The organism is Pelotomaculum propionicicum (genome assembly GCF_048984525.1).
GTDB classification, from domain to species: domain Bacteria; phylum Bacillota; class Desulfotomaculia; order Desulfotomaculales; family Pelotomaculaceae; genus Syntrophopropionicum; species Syntrophopropionicum propionicicum_A.
In genome coordinates, this window is sequence record NZ_JBMGJC010000016.1 from 36,622 (window position 1) to 60,398 (window position 23,777).

A 23,777-nucleotide genomic window follows, 5' to 3' on the forward strand; every position below is an offset into this window, starting at 1 on the left:
TGGCCGGCCACACCAACGAGCTCAAGGACGCGCTGGTGGGCACGCTTTTTAAATACAAGTACAACCCCCAAACCCTGCCGGTTGAAAAGCTGCAGGAGCGTATACATATTGTAGACGAGCAGCTGGCGGACCCCGCCAAAGTAAGCGAAATATTCACCAGGCTGGTGCAGTCTTTGCGGGACTGCTGCCGGGTCAAGATCTGGTATTATGTCGCCCACAACGGACAGAACACCCAGCGGGTGGTGGAACCGTACGGGTTGGTTTGCAAAAGGCATAACTGGTACCTGGTCGCCTACTGCCTTAGGAGAGAAGCTATGCGCGTCTTCCGGGTGGACCAGATCACGGATATCGTCCCTTATACATCCGAGCGCTTTGATATGCCCGCGGATTTCTCGCTCAAGGAACATATGGGCCAGAGCTGGGGCATTATGAACGATGGTGAGATCTGCCGGGTCAGACTGAAATTCAGCCCCCAGGTCGCCCACAGGGTCAAGCGGTTGATTTACCACCCTTCGCAGGAAATCGAGGACGAACCCGCCGACGGCTCGGTGATCATGTCTTTTGAAGTTTGCGGCATAGATGAGATGAAAACATGGCTCGTGCAGTGGGGCGATACCGTTGAAGTGCTGGAACCCGGCTGGCTCAGGCAAGATATGTATGAAATGGCCGGCAGGGTGCTGGAGTTGTATAAGGTATAGTTTTATAAGAGTTATGATTTGGATTGATGGAGGTGCTGCCCTTGTCTGCAGTTCGTGAACTTAGTATAAAACCGTCCGGCACAAGAGTTTTGGGGTTCCTTCTCTATTAATGAAGCGATATTGAGGGGAAAGGTCAACATGCTTGCAAAAAACCCGAGCCCTAAATATTTTGTATAAATCATCTAATTTTTATGGGGGGATTTATTGGTCATAAGTAAAACCATTAATGAATAATAAAAAACGAAAATAAACAAATCAACATTATAGGGGGTTAAATTTTGTGATACAAAATCAGGTTAAAAAAATGCTAAACGAGTTAAAAGAATTGGATAGTACTTCCGTTAAAGTAGGTTTATTTGGACAACCTGGTGCAGGTAAATCATCTCTTATTAATTCTTTAACTGGTAAAGAAGTTGCAAAACCGGGAGTAGAAAATGACATGGTACCAGGTGAACCTTTTGAATGGAAAGGATTGCTTTTTATTGACTTGCCAGGTTATGATACTGAAAAACATCCAAAGGAAACTTATTTTAATAAATTTGATATACCTTCATTTGATTTATTCCTTTGTGTTTTTGAGGGTAAATGGAGACAGGCTGATAGTGAATTTTTTCAAAAAGTTTTAAAGATGAAACCTTGTCTTTTTGTACGAAATAAAATCGATACATTATGGGAAAAAGGATACACGACTGCGCAGCTTAAAGAAAGGATTACCGAAAATATAAAGAATTTGGCACATTCAGATATAAAGGTGTATTTCACAAGTTGTAAAACAAATGAAGGTCTTGAAGATTTGAGTGATTCAATTGAACAAATATTAGAGCCTACAAAAAGAGAAAAATGGTTAAGGGTGGCAAAATCATACTCACTAAATTTTCTGCAAGAAAAAAGAAAGGCGTGTGAAAAATATATAGCTATCTCTTCTGGTATCTCTGCAGTTAATGCACTTAACCCAATCCCAGGTACTGATATTGCTGTAGACTTCGGTATTCTAATAAAATGTTTTAAGGAAGTAAAGGAAGCATTTGGACTTGACGATCATACTTTAAAACAAATACATATTTTTGCACCTCATCTAACTGGTATTGCAAATAAGATAATAGAATATGTTTCTAAGGCAGGTCTGCAATTACTTCTTAAAAAGTTTATACGCAAGCAATCACTTAAAGAGTTTGTAAAATATGTACCATTCCTTGGCCAAGCTATAGCAGCTAGTGCTGGTTATATTATTACTTCGAATGCTGGTAAGATGTATTTGGATTACTGTTATAAAGCAGCGGAAGCAATACTTAAGAATGAATTAAAATATTAATTAGGATTTTTGTAATCGTCTCAAATAACAAGGTGTATAGAAAAAATAACCCTGGCTATAAAAGAGCCAGGGTTATTTATAGTCCACATTTTAAGAATTAAATAACATGGTTGCTTCGTCAACTAACCTGCTTTCATCTTTACCCTGAGGATGTTTTGCAATCACTATTTTAGATACAATCCTCTCAGAAACAAATTGTCCTCCAGCCTCTGCTAATCCATCAAACTCTTTATTTATCTGGAACTCATTAATCTTATTAAGAACATCCTTTGCCCAATCATACCCGGTCAAGAAAAGTATCCTTTTGGGCTTAAATAAATAGATTTCCTTTTTCAGAATGGCGGCACAATGTCTTTGTTGAATATTTATTAATTTGCCAGATGGGTTGCCGCCTTCATATGGAGCAGTCTTATATAAATTGCTCCAAGCAATATAACTGGGCCAGTGCTTATCATTATGCCCAATCTCTAACTTTTGCAGCGTCTTATGTATAACCCGCCAAAATGCCGATCTGTTTGTATTATACTGCTCCCCTCCCCGGGCCTTTGTTACCCATGAAAGAGGGCATTGTGGCTGGCTGGCCAGATAGGTTTGTCTTAAGTAATCCTTGCGCTTCATATTATCGAGCAGTTCCCCGGTGGTAATCTGCTCCTCCCAACCATTCACTGCCCTCCCTACCACCATAAGTTCATGGTTATACAGATTTCCTTTCATTGGGAAAAAGGTGGTTATGTTTTTTTCAGGGATGTTTCCCGCATTGAGCCCCAGGTTGTTAAGGTGCTCATCATAAATAATTAACAGTTCCTGCTCAATTGTATTCAGGTATGCTTGCTTAATCCCGTTATTAATAGCATCTGATTGTACGTTCTCCTGCATATTGTCCTCCGATTTATTATGTAATTACCTGCTCCTTGAAATATGGGCTCAGGTTGATAAACAGTTCTTTGATTTGCTCCTCGTCTAGCTGGCTCTGAAGGACATATTCCAGCAACTCCTCCTGCCGTGCCTGTCCCAGGCTGAGGCGGTAGAGCGACAGTATTTTAATCAGCCGCCCATACTTTGCCTGGTCCTTACTCAGAGGATACATCGGCACAATCCGCTCGATTTTAATCATCTTGTCATGGTCCGGCAGGCACCAATAAGGTACCAGTTCTGGACACATACCACGCTTTTCCTCCTGGTTGGCTCTTTCAAACATCTCGCACCAGATATCTTCATTAAAGCCTTTATAACCATATTTCTTTGCGATGTTTTGCCGTATGGCAAGACACTTGTACCGGTTGATCCGCCCCTCGCGCTGCTCCAGATCAATCGGATTGGCAGGCAGGTTCCAGTGCACAATTTTCCTGCAGTAGTAATGAAAATCCAGTCCCTCTTGTCCAATGGACGTGGTTGCCAGAACGAAGGGACGGAAGGGAGAATTAAAAGCCAGGCGCAGGCTATCCTTGCGCTGCAGGCTTTTGCCTTCACCCCTTGTGTCATAAAAACCGGCAGCATATCCTGAACGCATCCTTATAAAACGCAATTCCTCTTTTTCGCTGCCAGTTTTATGCTTTTCACCTTTTATGATCCGGTCGCGGAACTTCCGATATGTGTCCACATTATAACTTGCCGTGTGTGTTTTAAAGGAGGAGCACATTCTCTCACACAGCGTTTTCGATCGTTTTTCCTGTGAGGCATACACTAACCCGTTATCATCAGTGAGGATATGCGTATATTCGTCAAGCACCGCCTGCAAATTCCCATCAACGCAATACCGCAGCACATTTTGCCAGTGTGGATCGTAATGGCCATAACAGAGTTCGACTATGGCGGTAGCCTCCTGTAAATTGAACCGGCCGAGAAATGTCTTAGCAAGGCGTACCGACAAAGCCGGGGAGTCCGGCAGCTCCAGTCCGAATAAACGCAGGGCGCATACTGCCGGCGAAGCCATGGCCATCCTGGTCAGCACATTTACAAGGTCCCGCGGTTTCCGTCCAAGTTCCAGCTTATCTGCATTTTTCAGAATATCCTTCAATTCGTCAAAATGCTTTTCCAGAACATTCCGGTCATCATCTTCATCAGCAACCTCTGTCTCGTTATTTTTAAAGTCCCAAATTAAAGACGGTTGATTAAGCCAGGAACTAATCAGTTTTTCATGCCTGTCAAGAAGTAACGGCGCTATATAATACCAGCTTTCGTCATAACCGCCTTTTTTCTTAGGCGTAAAAACAATTGTATCCAGCAGCTCTTTAATCTTCTTGCGCAGTTCAGCTTCAATCTGTCTTCTGGTCAGCCCCTGGTTCAGCGCCTGAAGCGGGTTATATAGTTTCGCCAGAGTAACGCAGGGATACAGCAGAGCCATGAGCGCCATGGATGCAGGTGCGCCTTCACGCATGTTGAATTTAAGGCGGGGCGAAGGAAACCGCACTTTTTTTCTATAAGGGAAATAACTGCGGTTCTCTCGCTCGGGGTTGGGTGATTTTTTGACCAACTCACCTACTGTCAGTCGCTCAGCTTCATATGAAAGCATGGCCGCAACAGCCCTGGGTACCATCTCCCAGGCGGAAAACACCAGGATCTTTGAAAAATCTTTTAAGCCTGAGAACACCCCGCCCGGCTCATAGTATGGCTTGGAGGGAGGTATCCAGATCAGCCTTTCTGCGCCTCTTGGCAGGGCCTCTTCCTTTATCCTCTTCAGCCTTGTATTGGTGTTGGGCAGCTTTTTGTACCCGGCAATTAAATCCTCGTTTACCCACAGCTCCGGTTTTCGTGCCAGTTTCAGTTTGTCGGGATTTTTCTTGAAATAAGCGTAAACCTTTTCTTTGAGTTTATAATGCTCCATGAAGGAAAGGATATATGGGGCAGACTTTATATAATCTACTGGTATATGTTCCTTTAGACCTATATCCAGGAGCAGCTTATCGGCCCTGATGTAGGAAAGTATATCTTCTTCGGAAACATCCAAGGTGCTTTTCGCGGTCTCTATATCTACAAACTTGCCGGCGCCTTCGACTGACAAACGCTCCGTCCTGCATATACCCTGGTAGAGATTATCCTCGGCCCTGTTTTTTCTGGCGGTCAGGACCGTTAAATCTGTTGTGCCGATTTCGTTCAGTGATATTGAATAATCCCTCCACACCTGCCGGAATTCAGTCTTTTTTAAAGGGTCGCTTTCAAACAGAAAATCAGTCACCTGTATGAATTCGCGGTAGTGCTCGTCCGCCTGGTTTTCATTTATTTCCTCCAGTGTAGAGTATAGCTTGTAGGGAGTAGCCGAAAGCAGCAAGATCTTTACTTTTTCATTGTCGCGTTTAGTTGCGTTGAAAAAACGCCGGGCCAACATAGCGGTTTCATTGTCCGTGTCGGTCTTTATTAACTCCGGAAACCGCTGAAATTCATCCATGATAACCAGGTCAGCGTCCAACAGCCCTGCACTTATTTCGGCCATCATGCGGCGAAGCTTGTGGATGATTGGATAAGACCCGCTTTGCCTGCGTCCGCTCATTTGTATTTTGTTACAGAAATCTGTTATCTCTGACAGCAGACCATTATGCGTAGTAAAATAGCTGTCCACACTTACTAAAACAGTTTGGAGGTAACGCCCGCCACTATCCTTGTCGCAAGCGGCAACCTGGTTCTCGTACCAGTCTCTTGCCCATGCGTGCCAGCTCCTAGTGGCATTATCAATCATCAATATCTCAAATTCGTCTTTATATACGGCCAAAGGTTTATACCTGTGTAGTACAGCATAAATCAATGCGCGTTCCTGCACGCTGCCGCTGCCTCCGGTCATATTAAAAGATGTGTTCGGCGTAAGCGGGATCAACTGCATGTAATTTTCTCTCTTTTTGTGTTTCATCTCATCTTTAAAGATTTTTAGGTGCTGCATGGACAGCCGGGTATCTGAAAGGCCCTCCACGCTGTCGCTCTCATTAATTCTGAGCTTGGAGAGATTCTGCGCGGCAATACTCTGGTTGGAGCAGACATATACCACCTTGAATAAATCATCATTTAAAGTTTGCTTATGGTAAACAGCAGTCTTAGCTATCACACCCCTGGCGATCAGCGTTTTGCCGAGACCGACTTCATCTGCCACGAGCACACGGCTGCGCCCATTGGTAAAGAGAGAAAATATCCTTTCCACTGTTGCCCTCTGGAAATCTTTGAGGCCGGAGAGGATCTGCTTTTCCTTGTTCAATAACTCAGTCACGTCTTTATCCTCCTGCTCGCTTTTAAAAAGGTGGTGTATAACTTTTCAAATTCTGGCGGCACGATTTCCTTATCATTCAACCGCTGGATAATCGCGTCGACCTCCCGCAGTTTTTCGGGGGACTTGGCTGCGGCACGCAGCATGTTTTCATAGAGTACCGGCATGTCGTAACCATGCAAATTCCAGCCTTTTGCCGACGCTGCCTTTTGCCCGGCCTGCTCCAACGCGGCCAGCAGATAATCATCAGAAAGCAGAAAAGCGACGTAACGCAGAAAAGTGTTTTGGTCTTTGATGATACTCTTGAATACCATGCCGTCCCTTTCATCCGGGATACCTTCCGTGCGGATTTTAATGACCCGGCGCAGGCTATCTTCGCCAATTTTTGCTGTTATAATATAAAACTCACCCAGCTCTAATAGTGATAATCCGGGTAAAAGAGCCGTGCTCTCAAGCTTTACGGATTTACCCCCGCCAAGGGCGGCGATGGTCAAATCCACGTCAGCGGATATAAACCGTCTGTCAAACTGAATGTTGATATCATATTTGCCATTGTTTTCTATAACCAGGGCAGTTGTCCTGGAGCGGCAGAGCCTTTTTATAGCTTTTTGCAGACGTTCCTGTATATCTTCCTTTTCCACCGCACCTTCAGGAACGGCGATAACCCGCTCAAAAGGATTTTGCCTCTCATCGTAGTCCTTATTTTTTCTGCCAAAAAGCTCATCGATGATTTGCGAAATCCGGAAGCCCCATTTTTCATATTTAAGTCTCAGCATAAACTCTACATTGCCGTTCCAGGCGCTCTTGGAGCAATTGGCCGACCCGATATAGATATTGTGCTCGCCGTACTTTGTTTTGAAATAAATCTTGGCGTGTATATCCTGCTTTTGCAGGTCTGCAGCACCTTCTGATTCGCTGATAGCTTCCTCGCCGTCAACTACCGTGTCTTTGAGACAATAACATTCAAAACTGGATAGCAACTCGTTGGTTAGCTTAGTTATTTCCGGCCTGCGGGTTATCAGCGTTTTATGCGCGTTTTTAAGCGATAAACCGTCCAACTCCAGAACAGTATCCCTGCTGAGGAAAGGTGAAAATACCAGCAGGTCATGGTAATTGTCAAAAAAGCTCGTGGAATCCTTGTTATACCCCTCACCTATGCCAAGAGGGAAGAAGGAAAAATCAGAATAACGCTTGTCCCCCGTCTGAAAATGCACATATGAAAGCCTTTCGGCAATACTGCCGATTAACTTTTTCTTCTTTCTATCATTGGTGCTTCCCTGAAGATATGTTAAAAAATCTATTAGCGGTCGATTTTTAAGGGTTTTCTGGCCGCTGACTTCCCCCTCCAGAACAACCGCCGCATCCCAGCTGCGGTCAAAGGTCAGGTTGCGGCTCAGGACAATAAAACGATAAAGCTCCTTCTCATTGGCGTCCATATACTTGATCAGCCACACCTTTGGGTGAAAGGACTTTTCGTTTTTCAAGGATACCTCAAAAATACTGCTCTCCAGCAAAGCAAACACCGGGTTTGCTTTATTCGGCACTTTGATCTGCCCGCCCTCGCAAAACAAGGCAAACTTGTCCGCGCTCTTGCGCAGGGCCTCCAATACATATACCGGGTTTTCAAGCAGTGTTCCTTCCATTTCTTCCCCAAGGAACAGGGCGAGGGGCACACCTATTAAAGCTTCCAGGTCAAGAGAATACGTTGTTCCAATGGCAAATTCACATTTGTAGCCGGCAGGGGGCGCCAGAATATCTGCGTAATCAAGCCTGTCTTCGGCGGGTCTAAACATTTTTATCGCCCCCCAGTCCATTGCAGATATCCTCAATCAGCCGGCGAGTGTTGCGGAAGCGGTATTGCAGCCTCCTGCCTCCCAACCATACTCCATCCTGCCAGCTTGTATTTTCACTGTTCAGCTTGGCCCGTTCCTTGCCCTTCAGCTCTATTTCGCGGGCGATTATGTGATTATTCATAATTGCAACATCCCCGGATAGTACAGCTTTCTTCCATTTGTCTATAAAGGGCAGCAGTCTTGCACGATTTTGCCTGCTTATAGAAAGGCGGTTGACAGCCTCGTAAATATCATAATTTTGAATAAACCCATTGGTCACTGAATCATACCAGATATCCCATTCTTCATTTGCTTCATCATTCTGCCCGCCGGACAGGATCACATTGTAGCGGATATTCGCACCATAGATGAATTCAGCAAATCTCTGCGCCATTTCATAATCTTCGCGGATATCTTGCGGAAGCTCAATTTCCTTATCGATTATTGATATGTCATCATAAGTTATTACCTCGTAGAGATTGTTACGCAGTATATAGGCAAGCAGGGAGTCTTTTGAATGCTCGGATTTAATAATTCTGTCCCTTAGAAAACCTGCTTCTTCATCAGTGAGTTCAATAGTTACACTTTCACGCCATTTTTCGGGCGGCGGTGGAACTCGCCAAAATCCGCTGGCGCTGCAGTACATCTTGTCAGCGTCGTCAGTCCCCTCGCCTTTGTCTATATGTCCCGAGGCGGACAGCAATCTTTTTTCTCTTTTCAGAGCACAGACAGCACGTACATAGCCATTTAACGAAAGCCTTGAATAATTTTGAAAGATACCAAAGGTGTTAATCCCGTTCCAGTAGATGCTGGACGGCTTTCTCTGCAGTTTCTCGCCTGAGCGCCCACCGATAACACCTTCAGCATTGTCTTTCTTGAGTATACTTATTAATGCAATTTCTTCGATCGACAGTCTATCCATAAATACTTTGGGATTCATAATGTTTTCCCGCTCCAGCTCCATCATGATGTAGGGCACAAGCAGAAAATATTTTGCCCTGGTCTGAATCGTCGATGTGCCGGGAAAGAGTAAATCGGCGAAGCCGTCCCGCACAACACCGATTCCGAGCTCGTCCACCGCTTCCGGAGCAGATAGCAGGCTTAGAATAGAAAGAATTTTGTTCCTGTCACGGCTGCCGTAATCAATCCAGCCAATTTGTAATGTTTGAGGCATTTGTGTTCTCCTTTTTAAATACCAATAAAAAGTTTTTGTTAATTTACATGTGTCGCAAACTGTCTTAGTAATGAAGGAGCGTAGTTCATGCTAATATTAAAAATTATGTAATGTAAAAATGTTGCTTAATCCTGAGTTAATTTAACGCCCTAAGATCTTCAACCACTGTATTTAAAGCGCTGACAAACTTGTCTATATTGTCTAGCCTAAGGCCATTCCCCACCACTACGTACACATAGGTTGACTTTTTAATCAAGTCTTCACCTAAAAACGAAAGATTGTTTTGAAACTTCTCAAATATCATTTTGATATCCTCTGAAAGTTCAATCCTTGGCATGACAAACTGCAACGCATCAATACCCCAACTTGAATCTCTTGTGAATCCCCAGAGTATACTCTGCAGTCTTCCCTGGACCTTAACCCTGAATGAAAAGCCAACCTTCCCCCAATAAATAGTCTCGCCATAAATTGCCAGGACCTGGAATAAATTTTCCCAAACCTGCCTTGCTGCAGGATCGCTTTTCTCAAGAAAATTTTGCATCGTAGTCCGTGATGATGTGGGACGGGGCTTTGCTCCCGGAAGATAGGCCCTGGGCACAAATATTTCTTTGCCGTCACTTGAAAAATGGTCAATTTCAATGCCTGCAAAAATAGCGGAACTCGTCTGAGTCAAATACTTCATAGTCCGCCTCAAAATATCACCAATATGTGTGCTTGCAACTATACAATAAAAACTACCTTCAGACAAACAGCGAGAGATACCCTCCTTAAAATTTTCCCACCCGCTTTCGTCTTCACCACTTTCATTAGTCTCATCAGAGCCTTGTCCCCACATTTCCTTGAAAGCGTCACGGAGGTTGTTCTTCCTGTAGAATCTAGGATCGGTACATCTCGTACTATTAAAATAGTTGCTGCATACCCCTTCGAACTCCTCAAATGTCAGCCCCCATAGGTGGGACCCATAATCGAGAAGCTGTGCAATCACACGCCTTGAATCTGGATTTTCCGGCCCTTTCTTAAACTCGACAATCACGATAGTCCCCTTTTCATCAATACACATCAAGTCGATGCTGCCTGAAGGCAAAGATGTCTCACGACCTACGACGAGAAGGTTCAACAAATTCAGATCTTCAACGGGGATTAACTCTGGGTTCTTCTTTACAACTTCCTGCAAATCGTTTTCAGCCTTAATTTTTTCTTCTTGAACCAAAAACTCTTTCTGCCCTTCTTTCACAAGAAGATACCTGGTCACTTAACCCACCCCCTAAATTTATCGGTAACATTAGATACAATGTTACTTGCAGTAATTGTGGAAATTATTTATCAAACCCCAACCCACCTGTCCACATGCGTGAAATACAGCCCGGCTTCAAAAACCTTTTCTTTAGCTATCTCCTCCCAGAACCTCCGGTACATTTCCACTTGAGGTCGATAGTATTTAACTAGATTTGCAAGGCCTTCTTCGTTTTCTACCGTATCAGTCTTGTAGTCTACTATCACCCAACCACCGTCCTCAAGGAAAACGAGGTCAATAACCCCGGAAATAACAGTATCCCCTTTAAAACCTTGTTTCCCCTCTTCAACCTTCACTGAAAAAGGGACTTCCACAAACCGCTTTTTACTCTGCAGCATTCTTTTCCAAATAGTTGACTGCATAATTTTATTTATCAGGCTTAAGACCTGCTCTTTTTCCTCCGGCGCCCTATCTTCCTCTGCAATAACATTCTCAACAAAAAGATCCAGGTTAGCGGGCACTTTCTTAACAACGGATTCCAGTACTCTGTGAATCACCCTGCCCCAGGACTGCCCGCGGCCGGTACTTTTTCTCTCCGGACCTTCAATCCCCTCTTTTGACAGGGCGGTAACAGAAGCAACGCTGTAACTTGGTACGTTAATGGAGCTCTCCGGGCCAAGAAAACCATCCCTTGCTTTGATCAGGTCCTGTTTAGTAATCGTATCACCGCCCACAATCGCTGGCGCCGGGCTGACCTTAACCTCCTCCAATGCGGGAACGCCTTCCATGTGTTCTTCAAATAGCTTCCAGGGGCTGATTTCCGGCTTGTCCGGGTAAACGCTTATTACCAACAGGTTCTTTGCCCTGGTGGCAGCTACATAGAGCAAACGGGTTTCCTCAGCTTCAAGGTACTGTTTCTCTACAGCGGCTAACTCATCCCAGTTTAAAGGCTGGCCCAGTATTTCTTCGGTGTATCCTTGTTTCTTTTTAATTACATAGTAGCCGCGCGGCTTACCGCCAGTTCTATTAATATGTACAGAAGGCTCCCAGGTAACAATTAGATGGGCAAATGAGTCACTAAAAAAATGGAATGATAATGATAATTATGCAGTAATTATATTAGGTTATTGCTTTTTATCAGTACCTAAAGGAGAAAAAAAAGCAAAGAAAATTGCAGAAGAAATACTCATTGATCATTCTGACTGGTTAGATTACATGCAATCCGCATTTTATATTATGGAGAATACTACAAAGAGGCAAATTATTATATAGATATGTACAAAAATGCAATTAATCATTTACCAACTTATGAAAAGCTTGTTGAGAAAATATATTGGTCTATGATAATCGAAGATTCATTAGTTAATGATAATATTTGGGTACAATCAAGAAATATAGATAAGCAATTAGAACGTGAACAAATTTCCGAACAAAAAGCAAAGGACATATATTTGAATATATTGAAAATAAATCCCTATATAAGAGATTCTTTTGCGAACCTATGTCACATACTTTTTAAGGAAGATAATTTAAGTGAAGTAATCAAAATATGTGATTATATTATGGGAAAAATTGAAAATGACGAAGAAAATCAAGTTGACATTGAAGATAGAAAAATAATTATTTCAATGGCATTAAGTACAAAAGCATGGTCAGTTTATAAAAAATGTGGCTTATCAAACCTACCTTTAATTGAGTCGTTTTTTAAAAAAAGTTTAAAAATGCATGCTAATAATCCTTGGGGCCATTACTGGCGTGGTATGTATTTGCATAGAATTGAAAGGGAGTCCGGAAATGCAGAAAAAGAACTAAGAGAAGCTTATAGGCTTAGGAAAATATCTCCCTTCTCTTTTGGGTTAGCATTAGTTATTTGTGAAACCAATACTAATCGCTTTTCCTTATCTAGAAATGATGAAGTAATTAAGTTATGTGAAGAAGGACTTTTATTGTGCTCATCTGTCTCTTATTGGGGTTATGGTTTAATCTCTAGCCTTGATCTACTTAAATATATTGCAATATCACGTAAGAATCTTGGATTTGAAGGGGGAAAAATTGATAATGAAATTAATACAATCAGTGCTATGGAAGATATAGTTCAATTTCAATCACTTACCCAAAAAAGTTATTTTATATAAATTGAAATAAGGGGTATTTTTCTTATTTATAAAAATTATAAAGATTGCTTCAACTCATAACCTTATCCAGCAGCGCTGCGTAACTATCCACCACATCATACACAACTGAATCGGTGCTGATAGCCTTGAAGTGTTCACGGGCGCAGTGGATTTTTGCTTCTTCCACCATACGGAGCTGCATGGTGGACATGGAGCCCTTCGTTTCAGCGACAAAGTAAATATGCTTCACTTTGTCCTCATAAAAAGCGATGGCCCAATCTGGGTTATACTTTCCGACCGGTGTACTGATGTAAAAACCGTTCGGGAGCTTCACATAGACCGCAACCTCACTGCTGGTATCTACGTTTTCCGCGAAAGTTTTCTCGTTCGCTGAATCGTAAAGTATGTGGTCATACAAATGCTTTTTTGCCGCCATCGCGTTTACACCAAGTTGCCCTTTTAGCGTCGGCTCGGTGAAAATGGTGGTGTCATACACAGCATCCAGTTTGTCGTAGGTAATGTGCTGGATGATCACTGTAGCCTTTTGTTCGTTGATAATCTGCGCCGCCTTGATTATGAATTCCTCCGGATTATTGGCAAACTGGCCAAAAACAGCCTTTTTGATTCCGCGCAGGATGCTCACGACGGCTTTTCTGGTTAGCCCCGTTTCAGCAACAACTTTCCCCACGAGGTCATATTTCACCGCCGCGCTGGAGGTTATTTCGGCTGTGAAAACCTCGTTATCTTCCTTTACAAAGGCCGCGCCGGCCTGCAGCTGTTCCCGCGATTGGATGTCGGTCATCGTGCCGGACTCGACCTTGAAATGTATTTTGGAAACACGGAGTTCGCGGTTCAGGACCGATATCGCTTTTTGAACCAGTTCCTCCTGGTCAAATTCCACCACATACACGGACTTGGCGTTGATCTGAGCCCAGAGCTTCTGGAATTCCGGCAAGCCCAGCTTGGTTTTGTCCAGCTTCAGTTCGACATTGTTTTTCCGGGCGTTCTCCGGCTGCATAGCGCGTGTATCATAGATTGAGTCGATGATCGCTATAACAGCTTCTTTACAATCGTCGGCTTCCTCGGCAATCTTGATATTGCCGTTTCTCTTATCCTCGTAATACTTTTCCGTGAGGACGCCTTTCTTCACATATCCGCTGACAATGAGACCCTCGTAAATACTTTGAGACAGTTCTAAATCGATCACCTGCTGAGCGCCGCCAGCGTCCTTGATGACCTTGTTCATAAACAGTTCAGCCGTGACCATGCGCGGCCTGTCTGTCACAGCTTCGGCAAGTTCGTTTTGCAAGCCTTTGGCGAAGCTGTCATAACTTTCGTTGGCGACAACAGTAAGCACGTTGACGTTATGGACATCTTCACCCAACAGATTTGTATCCATACGTTCGCCGCTCTGGTTGACCGCCAGCCGCAAGCCGCGCCCGACTTCCTGCCGTTTGCGGACATCGCTGCCGCTCTGCTTCAACGTGCAGATTTGAAACACGTTCGGATTGTCCCAGCCTTCGCGGAGGGCGGAATGTGAAAAGATGAACCGTACCGGCTCACGGCGGTCAAGCAAACGCTCCTTATTTTTCATAATCAGGTCATAGGCATCCACGTCATCGGAGGTACGTTCTTTCCTATCGCCCAGCTTGCTGTCCACCAAGCGATGGCTCTTTTTATCGATGGAAAAATACCCGGCATGGATTTCGTCTGCTTTGATGCCGTCAAGATATTTCAGGTATTCATCGCTTTCGCCGATCTCGATCTGGAGGTTGCCTACTATCTGATTGTATTCTTCCTCAAACATATTGGCATAGAGACCATTAAAGGCTTGTCCGGCATCGTTGTACTGCTTATACTTTGCCACCTCGTCGATGAAGAAAAGCGACAGCACCTTGATACCTTTGTAGAACAGGCCACGTTCCCGCTCGATATGAGAGAGGATGGTTTCGCGGATTTGGATGCGTCGAAGCTGCTCCTCGCTGACCGCACCGACAACATCACCGGCAAAGAGCTTGATGCCGTTGGTAAATTCGATGGAACTGTCCCGCCCGTCGATCCGCAGTACGGTATATCCATTCTTGTATTCGGCCAGTTCACCGGAGTTAGGAAACAGGTTGAAATTTTCGCCGACAGTACGCCGCGTTTTGCGGAGAACTTTTGCGCCTTTAACGTCAAACTCAATGGTGGCGGTGGGGTTACCCTTTGAAAGGTTGATACTTTCCAGATACACATACCCCTCCGTCGCTGTGCTGCCCGTAACAGAAATGCCTTTAACGGCAATTTTCTTAACCAGTCTCTTGTTGTAGGCTTCCATGGCGTCCAGGCGGTAAATCATGTTGTAAACACTGTCCTTCTTGTGCGTCGCCGAATAGCGAATCGTGAACAGTGGATTGAATTCTTTCAAGCGTTCTTTGGTAGCTGCGCCTTCCACCGACTGCGGCTCGTCGATGATCAGGATGGGGTTCGTTTTGGCCAGGATGTCAATGGGTTTACGGCTCCTGAACTCATCCAGCTTCATGTAGATACGCCGGGCATCTTTGCCCCTGGCGTTAAACGCCTGTGAGTTGATGATCATCGTGTTAATGGCGCTGTCGGAAGCGAATCGGTCTATCTCGGTAAGCTGCGCGGAATTATAGATGAAATACCGGATTTTCTTGCCGTATTCCTCAGCGAAATGGTCCTCAGTAATCTGGAAAGACTTATACACACCCTCCCGGATGGCGACGCTGGGCACGACGATAATGAACTTGCTCCAGCCGTATCGTTTGTTCAACTCGTACATGGTTTTTATGTATGTATACGTTTTCCCGACACCAGTCTCCATTTCCACAGTCAGGTTGTACCGCCCCACCAACTGTTTGGAGGGCTCAATCTGATTGCTCCGCTGGATTTTATTGATGTTTTCCAGGATAACGCCGTCGTTCAATTCCGGCACGAGCCGATAGTTACCAAAGCCGGTAAAGCGTTCGGCTTCGTCCGTTGCCATCTGCTCGTTTTTTACATAACCTTTGTCCATCATGTAGGTGGGCGTGAGGCAGGGTTGCCCGGTGAACACATCACAAATTGCTTTTGCCGCGTCCGCCTGGAATTTCTGGTGTTTGAATTGCAGTTTCATTTGCCGTCACCTCCCGAACCGGTGCATTATTTGCACAAGTTGATCTATTAAAAAATCTTTAATGGTTGAACGGTTTCCAATTTGGAAACACATGATTTCATGTTTCTGTTTCATTTCAGATCACCCTCACGCTGGTGTTGGGCGCGAGCAGCTTGAAGATTTCCTCCACGTTTATTTTTTCAGGGCTGCCGGCAAAGCTGTTGTCGCGGAACACAGCGCGTAGCGGCTGGCGCATGGCGATTTCCTTAACTACCGTGTCGCTGATATGCTTGTCAAAACAGGCGATGAGGTCGCCGTCGTTATAGTTGTGTACGGTGAATCCACTTATTTTCTCCTGAGTGTGCGGCATGGAGAGGGGTAAGCCCCAGTCCAGAAGGCAGGCGTAGAGTAGGTCCATGTCGGTACGGTCATCTTTTATGTTGTCTTCCATCAGCAAAAGCAAGTCCTGGTTGTATTCTCCCGCCGCGTAATATACGTCCTGCATGTTGGTGGAATCCAGCTTGAGGACGCGGAAGCCGATGTCAAGGTTTTGCGCCGTCAGCCCGGCTTCTTCCTTGATCTTCCCTCCGGCTCGGCGAATGCGTTCCTTGCCGATTTCTGAGATGTTGGCATAGCCCGCTTTGGCTGCTTCGCTATCTGGAGCGCAGGGTTCGGGCAGCTGCACCATGATGAATTTGCGCTTACCGCCATCCTCAGCATTGAGTTGCATTACTGCGTGGGCGGTTGTGGCAGACCCAGAGAAGAAGTCGAGAATAATATCATCGTCTTTGGGATTAGTAATATATGAAATCAACTTTTTAATATCATCTGTGCTCTTTGGATTTTCAAACACACGAATATTATCAAATATCTTATTAAAATCCATAGTCGCCGTTTGTGCATAACTAAAAATCACACTTCGCATAACCTGCTGGTCTGCTTCAAAAAGGTTGCGACGAATTCGAGGCAAAGTTGTTTCGTCAGGCCCAAAAACTACTCTGCCATTTTTTATTTCTTCTTGCATCCTTTGTGGATTTGGAAACCTCCAACCAGCATCAGGAACCTTACAAGGTTTCCCAGTAATAGGATGAAGTACTTCATATTTTGGGCCACCACCCCCTGGCCAACTTATGTTTCCATCGTCTCTAAATGGCCCATGTTCATCAACTTTTGTAAACCGTGCCAAAGGTTTTCGCTCATCATCTTTAGGCCATGAAGCATACAATGCTTTTAACCCTTCATTAACTTTTTCCCAATCATCTTTATACATTTTTCGAAGCCGCATGAATTCAGCTTTTACTTCATCTACGCCTTCTTTAGGAGCGCGTAGTACCAAACCCATATCATAAATAGTTTGGGCACTCTTGAAGTATACAAGCATGTATTCATGCCCAACAGAAAAGTATTTAGCATCGTTTTTTCTATTCTTGTCATAGACAAGGCAAGCTACAAAATTGCGCTCACCAAAAATCTCATCAGTAATTTTCCGAAGTTGCGCCACTTCAGCATCATCAATACTCATAAGAATAATCCCATCCGCAGTAAGCAAATTTCGTGCTAACACGAGGCGTGGGTAGATCATGCTGCACCAGTCGGAATGGAAACGCCCGTTGCTTTCGGTATTACGAAAAAGACGATCTCCGTCCTCGTCGAATATGCCCAGTTGCTCGTCATACTCGTCCTTTTCGAGCGTGAAATTATCACGGTACAGAAAATCATTGCCCGTGTTGTACGGTGGATCTATGTAAATCATCTTTACTTTACCAAGATAACTTTCCTGAAGTAGCTTCAGCACATCGAGGTTGTCTCCCTCAATGTAGAGATTTTCGGTGGTATCCCAGTTTTTACTCTCCTCCACGCAGGGGCGCAACGTCTTACGGATAGGGCGCCCCGCCTCGGCAATAGCGGCTTTTTTCCCTACCCAGGTAAACTCATAGGCTTCGTCACCATACACCTCGACGCCCAGCAGGGAGCGCAGCAGGTCGAAATTCACCTTTCCCTCGGTGACAACACCGGGAAACACTTCAGAAATTTTGTTGATGTTCGCAGTTGCCATATCCGGAGATTCAAAGCGGGGTTTATCCATTTACAGTTCCTCCAGCTGTTTTGTTTTAATGTTATAGCCATATCTCTGAGGACTATTAAGTGTTTCCTTTGTATACAACTTAAGTTCCACTTTTTTAGAATTCAATTTATATATGTTAATTCCAAATTGGTATTTTCGATTTTTCATCTGCTCTTTTATTTTTCTGTCATCATCACTTTCTTCATCCGATGAGTTTTTCTTTATTTCGCAGTAAAATATATCGTTTCGATAATTATTCTTAGCACTACCGCGCTCGTGCAGTATAATATCCGGCGCAATCCAGGTATTATTATCAGAATGGTTCTCTTTGGGATTAGGCCTTTTGGTGTCGCCGTCATCATCCCTGTTGTATTCGCCATCAATATAAATACCGTATTTTTCAAGCCACGAGAATCGCTCGTGAAGATAGATCACTAATCGGTAAGCAATGCTTCTTTCATTTTGATTTTTTCCACCAAGAATTTTTAGGTCGATATCGATTAATTTGGTTAAAGCAATACCCCATTCAGTAATAAGTTCTACCTTGGATATAACAAAATCATTTCCTTGCACTCTCTCCCCAGTCCCTCCAATTCTTTCTTCAGTCGCTTCAACTCGCCGTTGAGCGCGACCTGGATATTAAACTGCTTTTCGCGGCGTACCTTGTTCTCCAGAATGACAATCTCTTTTTGCAGCTTTTGCCGCCGCTCATCGCGGGCGACCGCGTCTTTCAAATCGCCGCCTGGTTTGTCTTCCAAACTATCCCCGGCGATTTGTCGTATAAAGCTCTCATACACCGAATCCATGTTAAGACCGTCCAGCCGTAGCGATAATTCGTCCACAGGCTGCCATTCGGTGTGGTAATAAGCGCCTGGTTTGAAAGCCGCTAGCTTACCCTGGCTCTGTTCTTTATACCCGATCCAAGCCTGTACTTTACCCTCATGTACAAGGAGAAACAGGATATGGTAGGGGATCTCTTTGTCAATCAATAGCAGCACCCGCTTGTCAAGGCCGGGCTGGTTCAGGCGTATCTCTATGACTTCTATTTCATCGACCGTTTCCCCGGCGGCAATATTCACCGTGGAGGGTGCGATTTTATTCTTCCAGTAAATCACGTTGATCTGTTCCACAAATACTCGCTTGAGTTCCGCAGTAACGGACAGGTTTTCGTAGAACTTCTGTTTCGGTATACGCCGGTTGAATACCGTTCCTCTCGGCAAATCAATAATATGAGGCGCCTCCCATCAGCGTATTACGAGGAAGCAGATCAGCTCGAAATCATCCAGCCCTGATATAGTCGTATTCAAAGCGGACGTGCCCCCTCTCCTGAACAGGCTGTCGATATCGCTCTCTTCCTTCACGTCGATGATAGAGTTGATGGCTTCACTCAGCAATTCAGATGACCGGCGCATGTCCCTGCCGTCATTGGTTTCCTCGTTGAACGTGTGGCAAAGATCTACCAGCGGCGCTATCTTTCCCTTGCAGAGATACCGCATTTTATCCAGCATTTCTTTGGGCGAAAGATGGTCGCAGATAACCTCGCCGTCGTCCGCGATATACACCATATAGAACGGATGGAGGCGGTTCTGGTTGTCAATGTTCACACCACCGTTAATGTTTTTTAGCACAAATAAAACGCCGGGAGGAGCATCGTCCTTTGACTGTACCACAGCGTGGAGCCCGAATGGAATCTTGTCCAAATCACCGTTATTTTTAATGTAGTCAAGCAGGTCGAGCCGGAACTCGTTCAAACCTAAATCCATAATGGAAATACCTGTGGACATATCCTCTATGTCGACGACTTCCTCCTGCAGGCGCTTGAGCTGCGCCTTGCGGTATTCAAGGTCGCCTTTCTCCTCGGCGTTAATGAGGTCGTCGTCGCCGGAGGAAGCCATGACGGAAATTTTCATGCGGGTTTCCACACGGCTTTTCAGGTTTATATAATCATCCAGCGTCAAGTCCGGCCAGAAGTTCACAAGCTGTATTCGGACGTTGAGGCTGCCGATGCGGTCAATACGCCCAAAACGCTGGATAATGCGGACCGGATTCCAGTGGATATCATAATTAACAACGTAATCACAGTCTTGCAGGTTCTGTCCCTCGGAAATACAATCGGTGGCGATGAGGATATCGATGCGGTCAGTTGAATCCGGCATGAGCAGCGTTTTGTCTTTTGATACGGGAGAAAAACAAGTCAGGACATTATTGAAGGTCGCCCTGAACTTCGGAATGGTTGTCCTTCCGTCCACATCCCCGGTTATCATGGCGGTGTTAAGACCGTATTTGTCCTTTACAAACCCGCTCACATTCTGGTACAGATATTCGACTGTATCAGAAAATGCTGAGAATACAAGGACCTTTTTATTATTCTCGTTAATTGGATATTCAATTTTTTCTGAGATCAGACGCAGCAGGGTACGTAGCTTCGTATCATGTTCCGGCGTGATGTCAGCCACCATAAGCGTTAGCAGTTCCAATATGTCTGAGTCCTTTTGAAGCTCTGCGCGCCATGTAACATAGTCCATGTCGTTTAGGTCGATCTTCACTTTTCTGCCGGTGGTGAAAAAATCAGTGTTCTGATCATCATAATCGAAATCAGTATCGTCGCTGAGTTCGGTCATTTCGATATCGGCTCCCCCATCACTTTCGAATTTGTTAATTTCAGCAATCGTATTATCAATCAACTCTTGTATTCGCTGGAGCGTAAGACGGAAGGAATAGACGGAGCTTTCCAGCCGTTTCAGGAGGTTAATGCTCATCAGGCGGCGGATACCCTGCTCACGCCCGGCCCGGTTGATGTTGACGTTAGGGTCTACATATTTGTCCCTTCTGCTCTCAAAGATAAAATCTGTTGGTATGTAGACAGCCAGGTTCAACTTCATTAGCTCGTCATATATCTCGTTATAATTAATGGCGTTATCTAAATCGGTCAGGCTCGGCCGCAGAGATACCGGTTTGAGCCTTTCGGGGAAGCTGCCGATTTCGTTTATGATGTAGTACTTTTCTATATGCTTTCGTGAGCGGGCAATGGTCACGCTATCTAGCACTTCGAAAAAATCGAAGTCGAGCATTTTCAAAAGCGCCGCTGTCGTCCTCTTCCTCAGCTCCAGCTGGCTCCAGATGTTAAACACTCTTTGCGCGTTACGGAAAATTTCATCAATCGATTTAGATATATTCAGCTTTTCATTTATCAGGTTGGGATTGCCTTCATAGGCAAGGGCGAGCTGGTTGCGCAGGTCGACAAAACGGTTGTTCACCGGTGTCGCGGATAGCATGAGCACTTTAGTCTTCACGCCTGGACGGATCACCTTGTTCAAAAGACGGAGGTAACGGTTCTCCCTTGCATCATCACCGTATACCTCGCCGCCATTACGGAAATTGTGCGACTCATCGATAACGATGAGATCATAGTTGCCCCAGTTCAGGCGCCCTAAGTCCAGTCCGTTTGATTTGCCGTGATTTCTGGAGAGGTCAGTGTGATAGAGCACATCATAGCGCAGCCGGTCGGCGGCAATGGGGTTGTTTATATAGTTGTCCTTGTACGTGTTCCAGTTATCTGTCAGTTTCTTTGGGCACAGCACAAGGACCGATTTGTTTCTGTTTTCGTAGTACTTAATAACTGCAAGAGCAGTAAACGTCTTGCCGAGTCCCACGCTGTCGGCCAGAATACAGCCGTTATATTTTTCCAGCTTGTTGATAATGGCAAGGGCCGCGTCCTTTTGAAATTCATACAGCATGCGCCAGATTTTACTCTCTTTGAACCCGGTCGCCTCGTTGGGGAGCACATCCTCGGATATATCTTCGAGGAATTCGTTGAATATGTTGTAAAGAGCCACGAAATAAAGGAACTCAGCAGAATTTTCGTTGTAGGCGGCGGTGATGCTGTCTATGACCTCTTCGGTCACATCCTGTAATTTTGTTTTGTCATTCCAGACACTTTCAAACACCCGGATATATTCCAGGCTGTGGGGCGCAGGAAACTTGTTCACCATGTTGTAGCTGTTATTTCCGCGTTCACAGCCAATGTCCACGGTGGTGAAACCGCCAAGCGGCATATATGTAATCTGCTCGCTGCCGGTCTCTATATTGAGGAAGCCGCCCATATTTTCAGTCGTGGTATTTGATTTGAACCTGACCTTTTTACGAATCCAATCGGCGCATTCGCGGGCGATTACCTTTTGCGTCAGTTCATTGCGCAGCTTCACTTCAAATTCCGTTCCATAAAGGCTGCGCTCGCGGTTGAGGCGGGGGATATAAAATTCTCGCTTTTCTTTAGGCGCTTTTTCGGTGACGAATGCAGGCGATGTAAAAATGAAACGCAGTTCATCGATATGATCGAGTTGTTTCTTTAGCACCTGGTAGGCATATATGGAAAAACAGGCGGCAGCTATAGAAAGGCGGCATCCCTTCTCGACTGTGACAGTAAAATCATCTTTGACAGTTTTTGTGACGTTATCAAATATTTCCATAATACCGCTCCTTTATGGCTGTAAGATATCACTCTGATCCGGCGCCAATTCCATAATATCACTTAATTCAACGCAAAGAACGGTATACTCGTCTAACCGGTGCATATAAATCAGTGCAATTGTTCAGTTTTCACGATGTAGTAGACAACAATGAGTTTTCTATCGCGACGCTTCCTTTTAACTAACTGCTAATATAGATAATCGTCCAAAGCCCGTATTCTCTTTAAGATCATTCGAGCCAGCTATTTTTTGCGTTCGTATATTTACCTGAAAAGTATTGTCACGTACCACTTTTTCTTTGATTCCGTCAGGACTGAACCCTTGCAAGGCTAGTGACACCGCTTTTTTCAGTTCAAAAAAAGTAAAAGGGGCTTTTTTAAATTTTTGCGCTGTATATTTTTTCTTTCACTGTACTGCCTCTTTTTTTTACTGTTTTTTTCATTATATAACAAATATTTTTGTAAAGGTATGCTCAAGGTTCATATTTGTATCTTTATCAAATTAAGGAAGCCACAGGCGGGCGGAGATGGCCTGTGGCTCTTTTAGTTTAGCATATGGGACCATGATTATTAATGTCATTTTAACAACCAGATAGGTAAAAAATTCCAGAAGGTTATATTAACTATTGACATGTGTGATCCCTTATTATAATGTAAAATTTAACAATGATCAATCATAAATTTTTAATCTGTTTTTAAGGGAAGTGAAATGATGTTGTTATGTGACTGTGATATTCGCACAGCACTTAAAGACAAGCTACAAAAAGAATATGCCGGTACTCATACAATCATTGTCGATGAACTGCCAATCTGTTGGGGAGACACGAGGATAGACATTGCAATTGTTAATTGCAGTTTAATTGGATACGAAATCAAAAGTGATAGAGATACGTTAGATCGTTTACCAAGACAGGCTGAATTATACAATAAGATATTTGATTCGATAACGCTTGTGTGTAGTCAAAGATTAATCGCTAAAGCTAAGGACAAAATCCCTGAGTGGTGGGGCATCCAAATTCCCCATCAGAAACGTCTCGTAAATCAATGATCAAGTCAACTTCATCAATATTAATACCTGTTTCACCAATTATATCACGAGCCTCATCAGCAGCTGCATCATCTTCATTCTCCGTTATTCGTAGTGCGATATATCTAAATAATCCGTCTGTATAGGCGTCTTGAATTGCTATTAACAAATCTGGATCTATATCAACATTAAAAATGGGGATTAGTTCCAGCCCGAGTCGGTTCGCATTTCTAAAAAGCTCCAATGCTGGATGGTCAGTACCTGTGGGTGCATCGTCAAAATCAACTGTGGAAAGATCTAAATAGAAAGGCCGCCCAACTCCCCAATCGGTGGAAGCATTATTACAGAAATCTGTAACTTTTCGGTCATCGTAATCACAATTAAAGGGAAATTCAATGATTGGTGAAATTTGGTCTTTCACTGCAGGTGTCAAATTTACAAGTGCAGCTCTTTCACCAAGTTTCCAGCGTATTACCGGGTAATAGATTGCCATAATACATCAACCCCTCTTAATTGTTTTTTCATCCATTTAAGGTAATATTAGACACATGGAAAGTGTTTCCTCTT

The 23,777-nt window shown here is 44.3% G+C and carries 16 protein-coding genes and 1 pseudogene; 4 read left to right on the top strand and 13 right to left on the bottom strand.

The window, feature by feature from the left end; all coding sequences use genetic code 11:
- Window positions 1-35 precede the first annotated feature (35 nt).
- Together ACOBQJ_RS15430 and ACOBQJ_RS15435 are read left to right on the top strand one after the other, a co-directional pair.
- Window positions 36-698, top strand: coding sequence for a helix-turn-helix transcriptional regulator (locus ACOBQJ_RS15430; protein WP_421072665.1), 663 nt, complete (start codon window positions 36-38; stop codon window positions 696-698).
- A gap of 280 nt (window positions 699-978) precedes the next feature.
- Window positions 979-2,010: a GTPase gene (locus tag ACOBQJ_RS15435; RefSeq protein WP_421072666.1), complete on the top strand. Its 1,032-nt coding sequence runs from the start codon at window positions 979-981 to the stop codon at window positions 2,008-2,010.
- Window positions 2,011-2,100: 90 nt separating this feature from the next.
- Here the strand turns inward: ACOBQJ_RS15435 and ACOBQJ_RS15440 are convergent, their stop codons facing one another.
- The 6 genes from ACOBQJ_RS15440 to ACOBQJ_RS15465 all read right to left on the bottom strand — a co-directional run bounded on the left by ACOBQJ_RS15440 (window position 2,101) and on the right by ACOBQJ_RS15465 (window position 11,326).
- Window positions 2,101-2,886 (bottom strand): hypothetical protein, encoded by a 786-nt coding sequence (locus ACOBQJ_RS15440; RefSeq protein WP_421072667.1) that lies wholly within the window; start codon window positions 2,884-2,886, stop codon window positions 2,101-2,103.
- A 16-nt stretch (window positions 2,887-2,902) separates the two neighbouring features.
- On the bottom strand, window positions 2,903-6,202 hold the full coding sequence (locus ACOBQJ_RS15445; protein ID WP_421072668.1) for a DEAD/DEAH box helicase family protein: 3,300 nt from the start codon (window positions 6,200-6,202) through the stop codon (window positions 2,903-2,905).
- Window positions 6,199-7,992 (bottom strand): phospholipase D family protein, encoded by a 1,794-nt coding sequence (locus ACOBQJ_RS15450; RefSeq protein WP_421072669.1) that lies wholly within the window; start codon window positions 7,990-7,992, stop codon window positions 6,199-6,201. The genes ACOBQJ_RS15445 and ACOBQJ_RS15450 overlap by 4 nt, the downstream gene beginning before the upstream one ends.
- Complete coding sequence (locus ACOBQJ_RS15455; RefSeq protein WP_421072670.1) at window positions 7,985-9,205, bottom strand: DUF6361 family protein; 1,221 nt, start codon at window positions 9,203-9,205, stop codon at window positions 7,985-7,987. The genes ACOBQJ_RS15450 and ACOBQJ_RS15455 overlap by 8 nt, the downstream gene beginning before the upstream one ends.
- 136 nt (window positions 9,206-9,341) lie before the next feature.
- Window positions 9,342-10,457 carry an endonuclease NucS domain-containing protein gene (locus ACOBQJ_RS15460; RefSeq protein ID WP_421072671.1) on the bottom strand — a complete coding sequence of 372 codons (1,116 nt, stop codon included), beginning with the start codon at window positions 10,455-10,457 and terminating at the stop codon, window positions 9,342-9,344.
- A gap of 71 nt (window positions 10,458-10,528) precedes the next feature.
- Window positions 10,529-11,326 carry a PD-(D/E)XK nuclease family protein gene (locus ACOBQJ_RS15465; RefSeq protein WP_421072672.1) on the bottom strand — a complete coding sequence of 266 codons (798 nt, stop codon included), beginning with the start codon at window positions 11,324-11,326 and terminating at the stop codon, window positions 10,529-10,531.
- Between the two features lie 387 nt (window positions 11,327-11,713).
- Here ACOBQJ_RS15465 and ACOBQJ_RS15470 point away from each other — a divergent pair, with 387 nt between their 5' ends.
- The gene (locus ACOBQJ_RS15470; protein ID WP_421072673.1) at window positions 11,714-12,574 is read left to right on the top strand and encodes a hypothetical protein; all 861 of its coding nucleotides are present in this window, start codon (window positions 11,714-11,716) and stop codon (window positions 12,572-12,574) included.
- Window positions 12,575-12,623: 49 nt separating this feature from the next.
- Here the strand turns inward: ACOBQJ_RS15470 and ACOBQJ_RS15475 are convergent, their stop codons facing one another.
- The 6 genes and pseudogenes from ACOBQJ_RS15475 to ACOBQJ_RS15500 all read right to left on the bottom strand — a co-directional run.
- Window positions 12,624-15,671, bottom strand: coding sequence for a type III restriction-modification system endonuclease (locus ACOBQJ_RS15475; protein WP_421072674.1), 3,048 nt, complete (start codon window positions 15,669-15,671; stop codon window positions 12,624-12,626).
- 115 nt (window positions 15,672-15,786) lie between these two features.
- Window positions 15,787-17,736, bottom strand: a complete 1,950-nt coding sequence (locus tag ACOBQJ_RS15480; RefSeq protein ID WP_421072675.1) for a site-specific DNA-methyltransferase — start codon at window positions 17,734-17,736, stop codon at window positions 15,787-15,789.
- Window positions 17,737-18,288: a hypothetical protein gene (locus ACOBQJ_RS15485; RefSeq protein ID WP_421072676.1), complete on the bottom strand. Its 552-nt coding sequence runs from the start codon at window positions 18,286-18,288 to the stop codon at window positions 17,737-17,739.
- Window positions 18,255-18,935 (bottom strand): DUF4391 domain-containing protein, encoded by a 681-nt coding sequence (locus tag ACOBQJ_RS15490; RefSeq protein WP_421072677.1) that lies wholly within the window; start codon window positions 18,933-18,935, stop codon window positions 18,255-18,257. The genes ACOBQJ_RS15485 and ACOBQJ_RS15490 overlap by 34 nt, the downstream gene beginning before the upstream one ends.
- Before the next feature lie 24 nt (window positions 18,936-18,959).
- The gene (locus ACOBQJ_RS15495) at window positions 18,960-22,184 is read right to left on the bottom strand and encodes a helicase-related protein (RefSeq protein WP_421072678.1); all 3,225 of its coding nucleotides are present in this window, start codon (window positions 22,182-22,184) and stop codon (window positions 18,960-18,962) included.
- Window positions 22,185-22,361: 177 nt separating this feature from the next.
- A pseudogene (locus ACOBQJ_RS15500) lies at window positions 22,362-22,571 on the bottom strand (BrxA family protein); the annotation flags it as partial.
- 324 nt (window positions 22,572-22,895) lie between these two features.
- Here ACOBQJ_RS15500 and ACOBQJ_RS15505 point away from each other — a divergent pair.
- Entirely contained in the window at window positions 22,896-23,231 is a 336-nt protein-coding gene (locus ACOBQJ_RS15505) for a sce7726 family protein (protein WP_421072696.1), read from the top strand.
- Here the strand turns inward: ACOBQJ_RS15505 and ACOBQJ_RS15510 are convergent.
- The gene (locus ACOBQJ_RS15510; protein ID WP_421072679.1) at window positions 23,164-23,703 is read right to left on the bottom strand and encodes a beta family protein; all 540 of its coding nucleotides are present in this window, start codon (window positions 23,701-23,703) and stop codon (window positions 23,164-23,166) included. The two genes, ACOBQJ_RS15505 and ACOBQJ_RS15510, sit on opposite strands and share 68 nt — an antisense overlap.
- Window positions 23,704-23,777 lie beyond the last annotated feature (74 nt).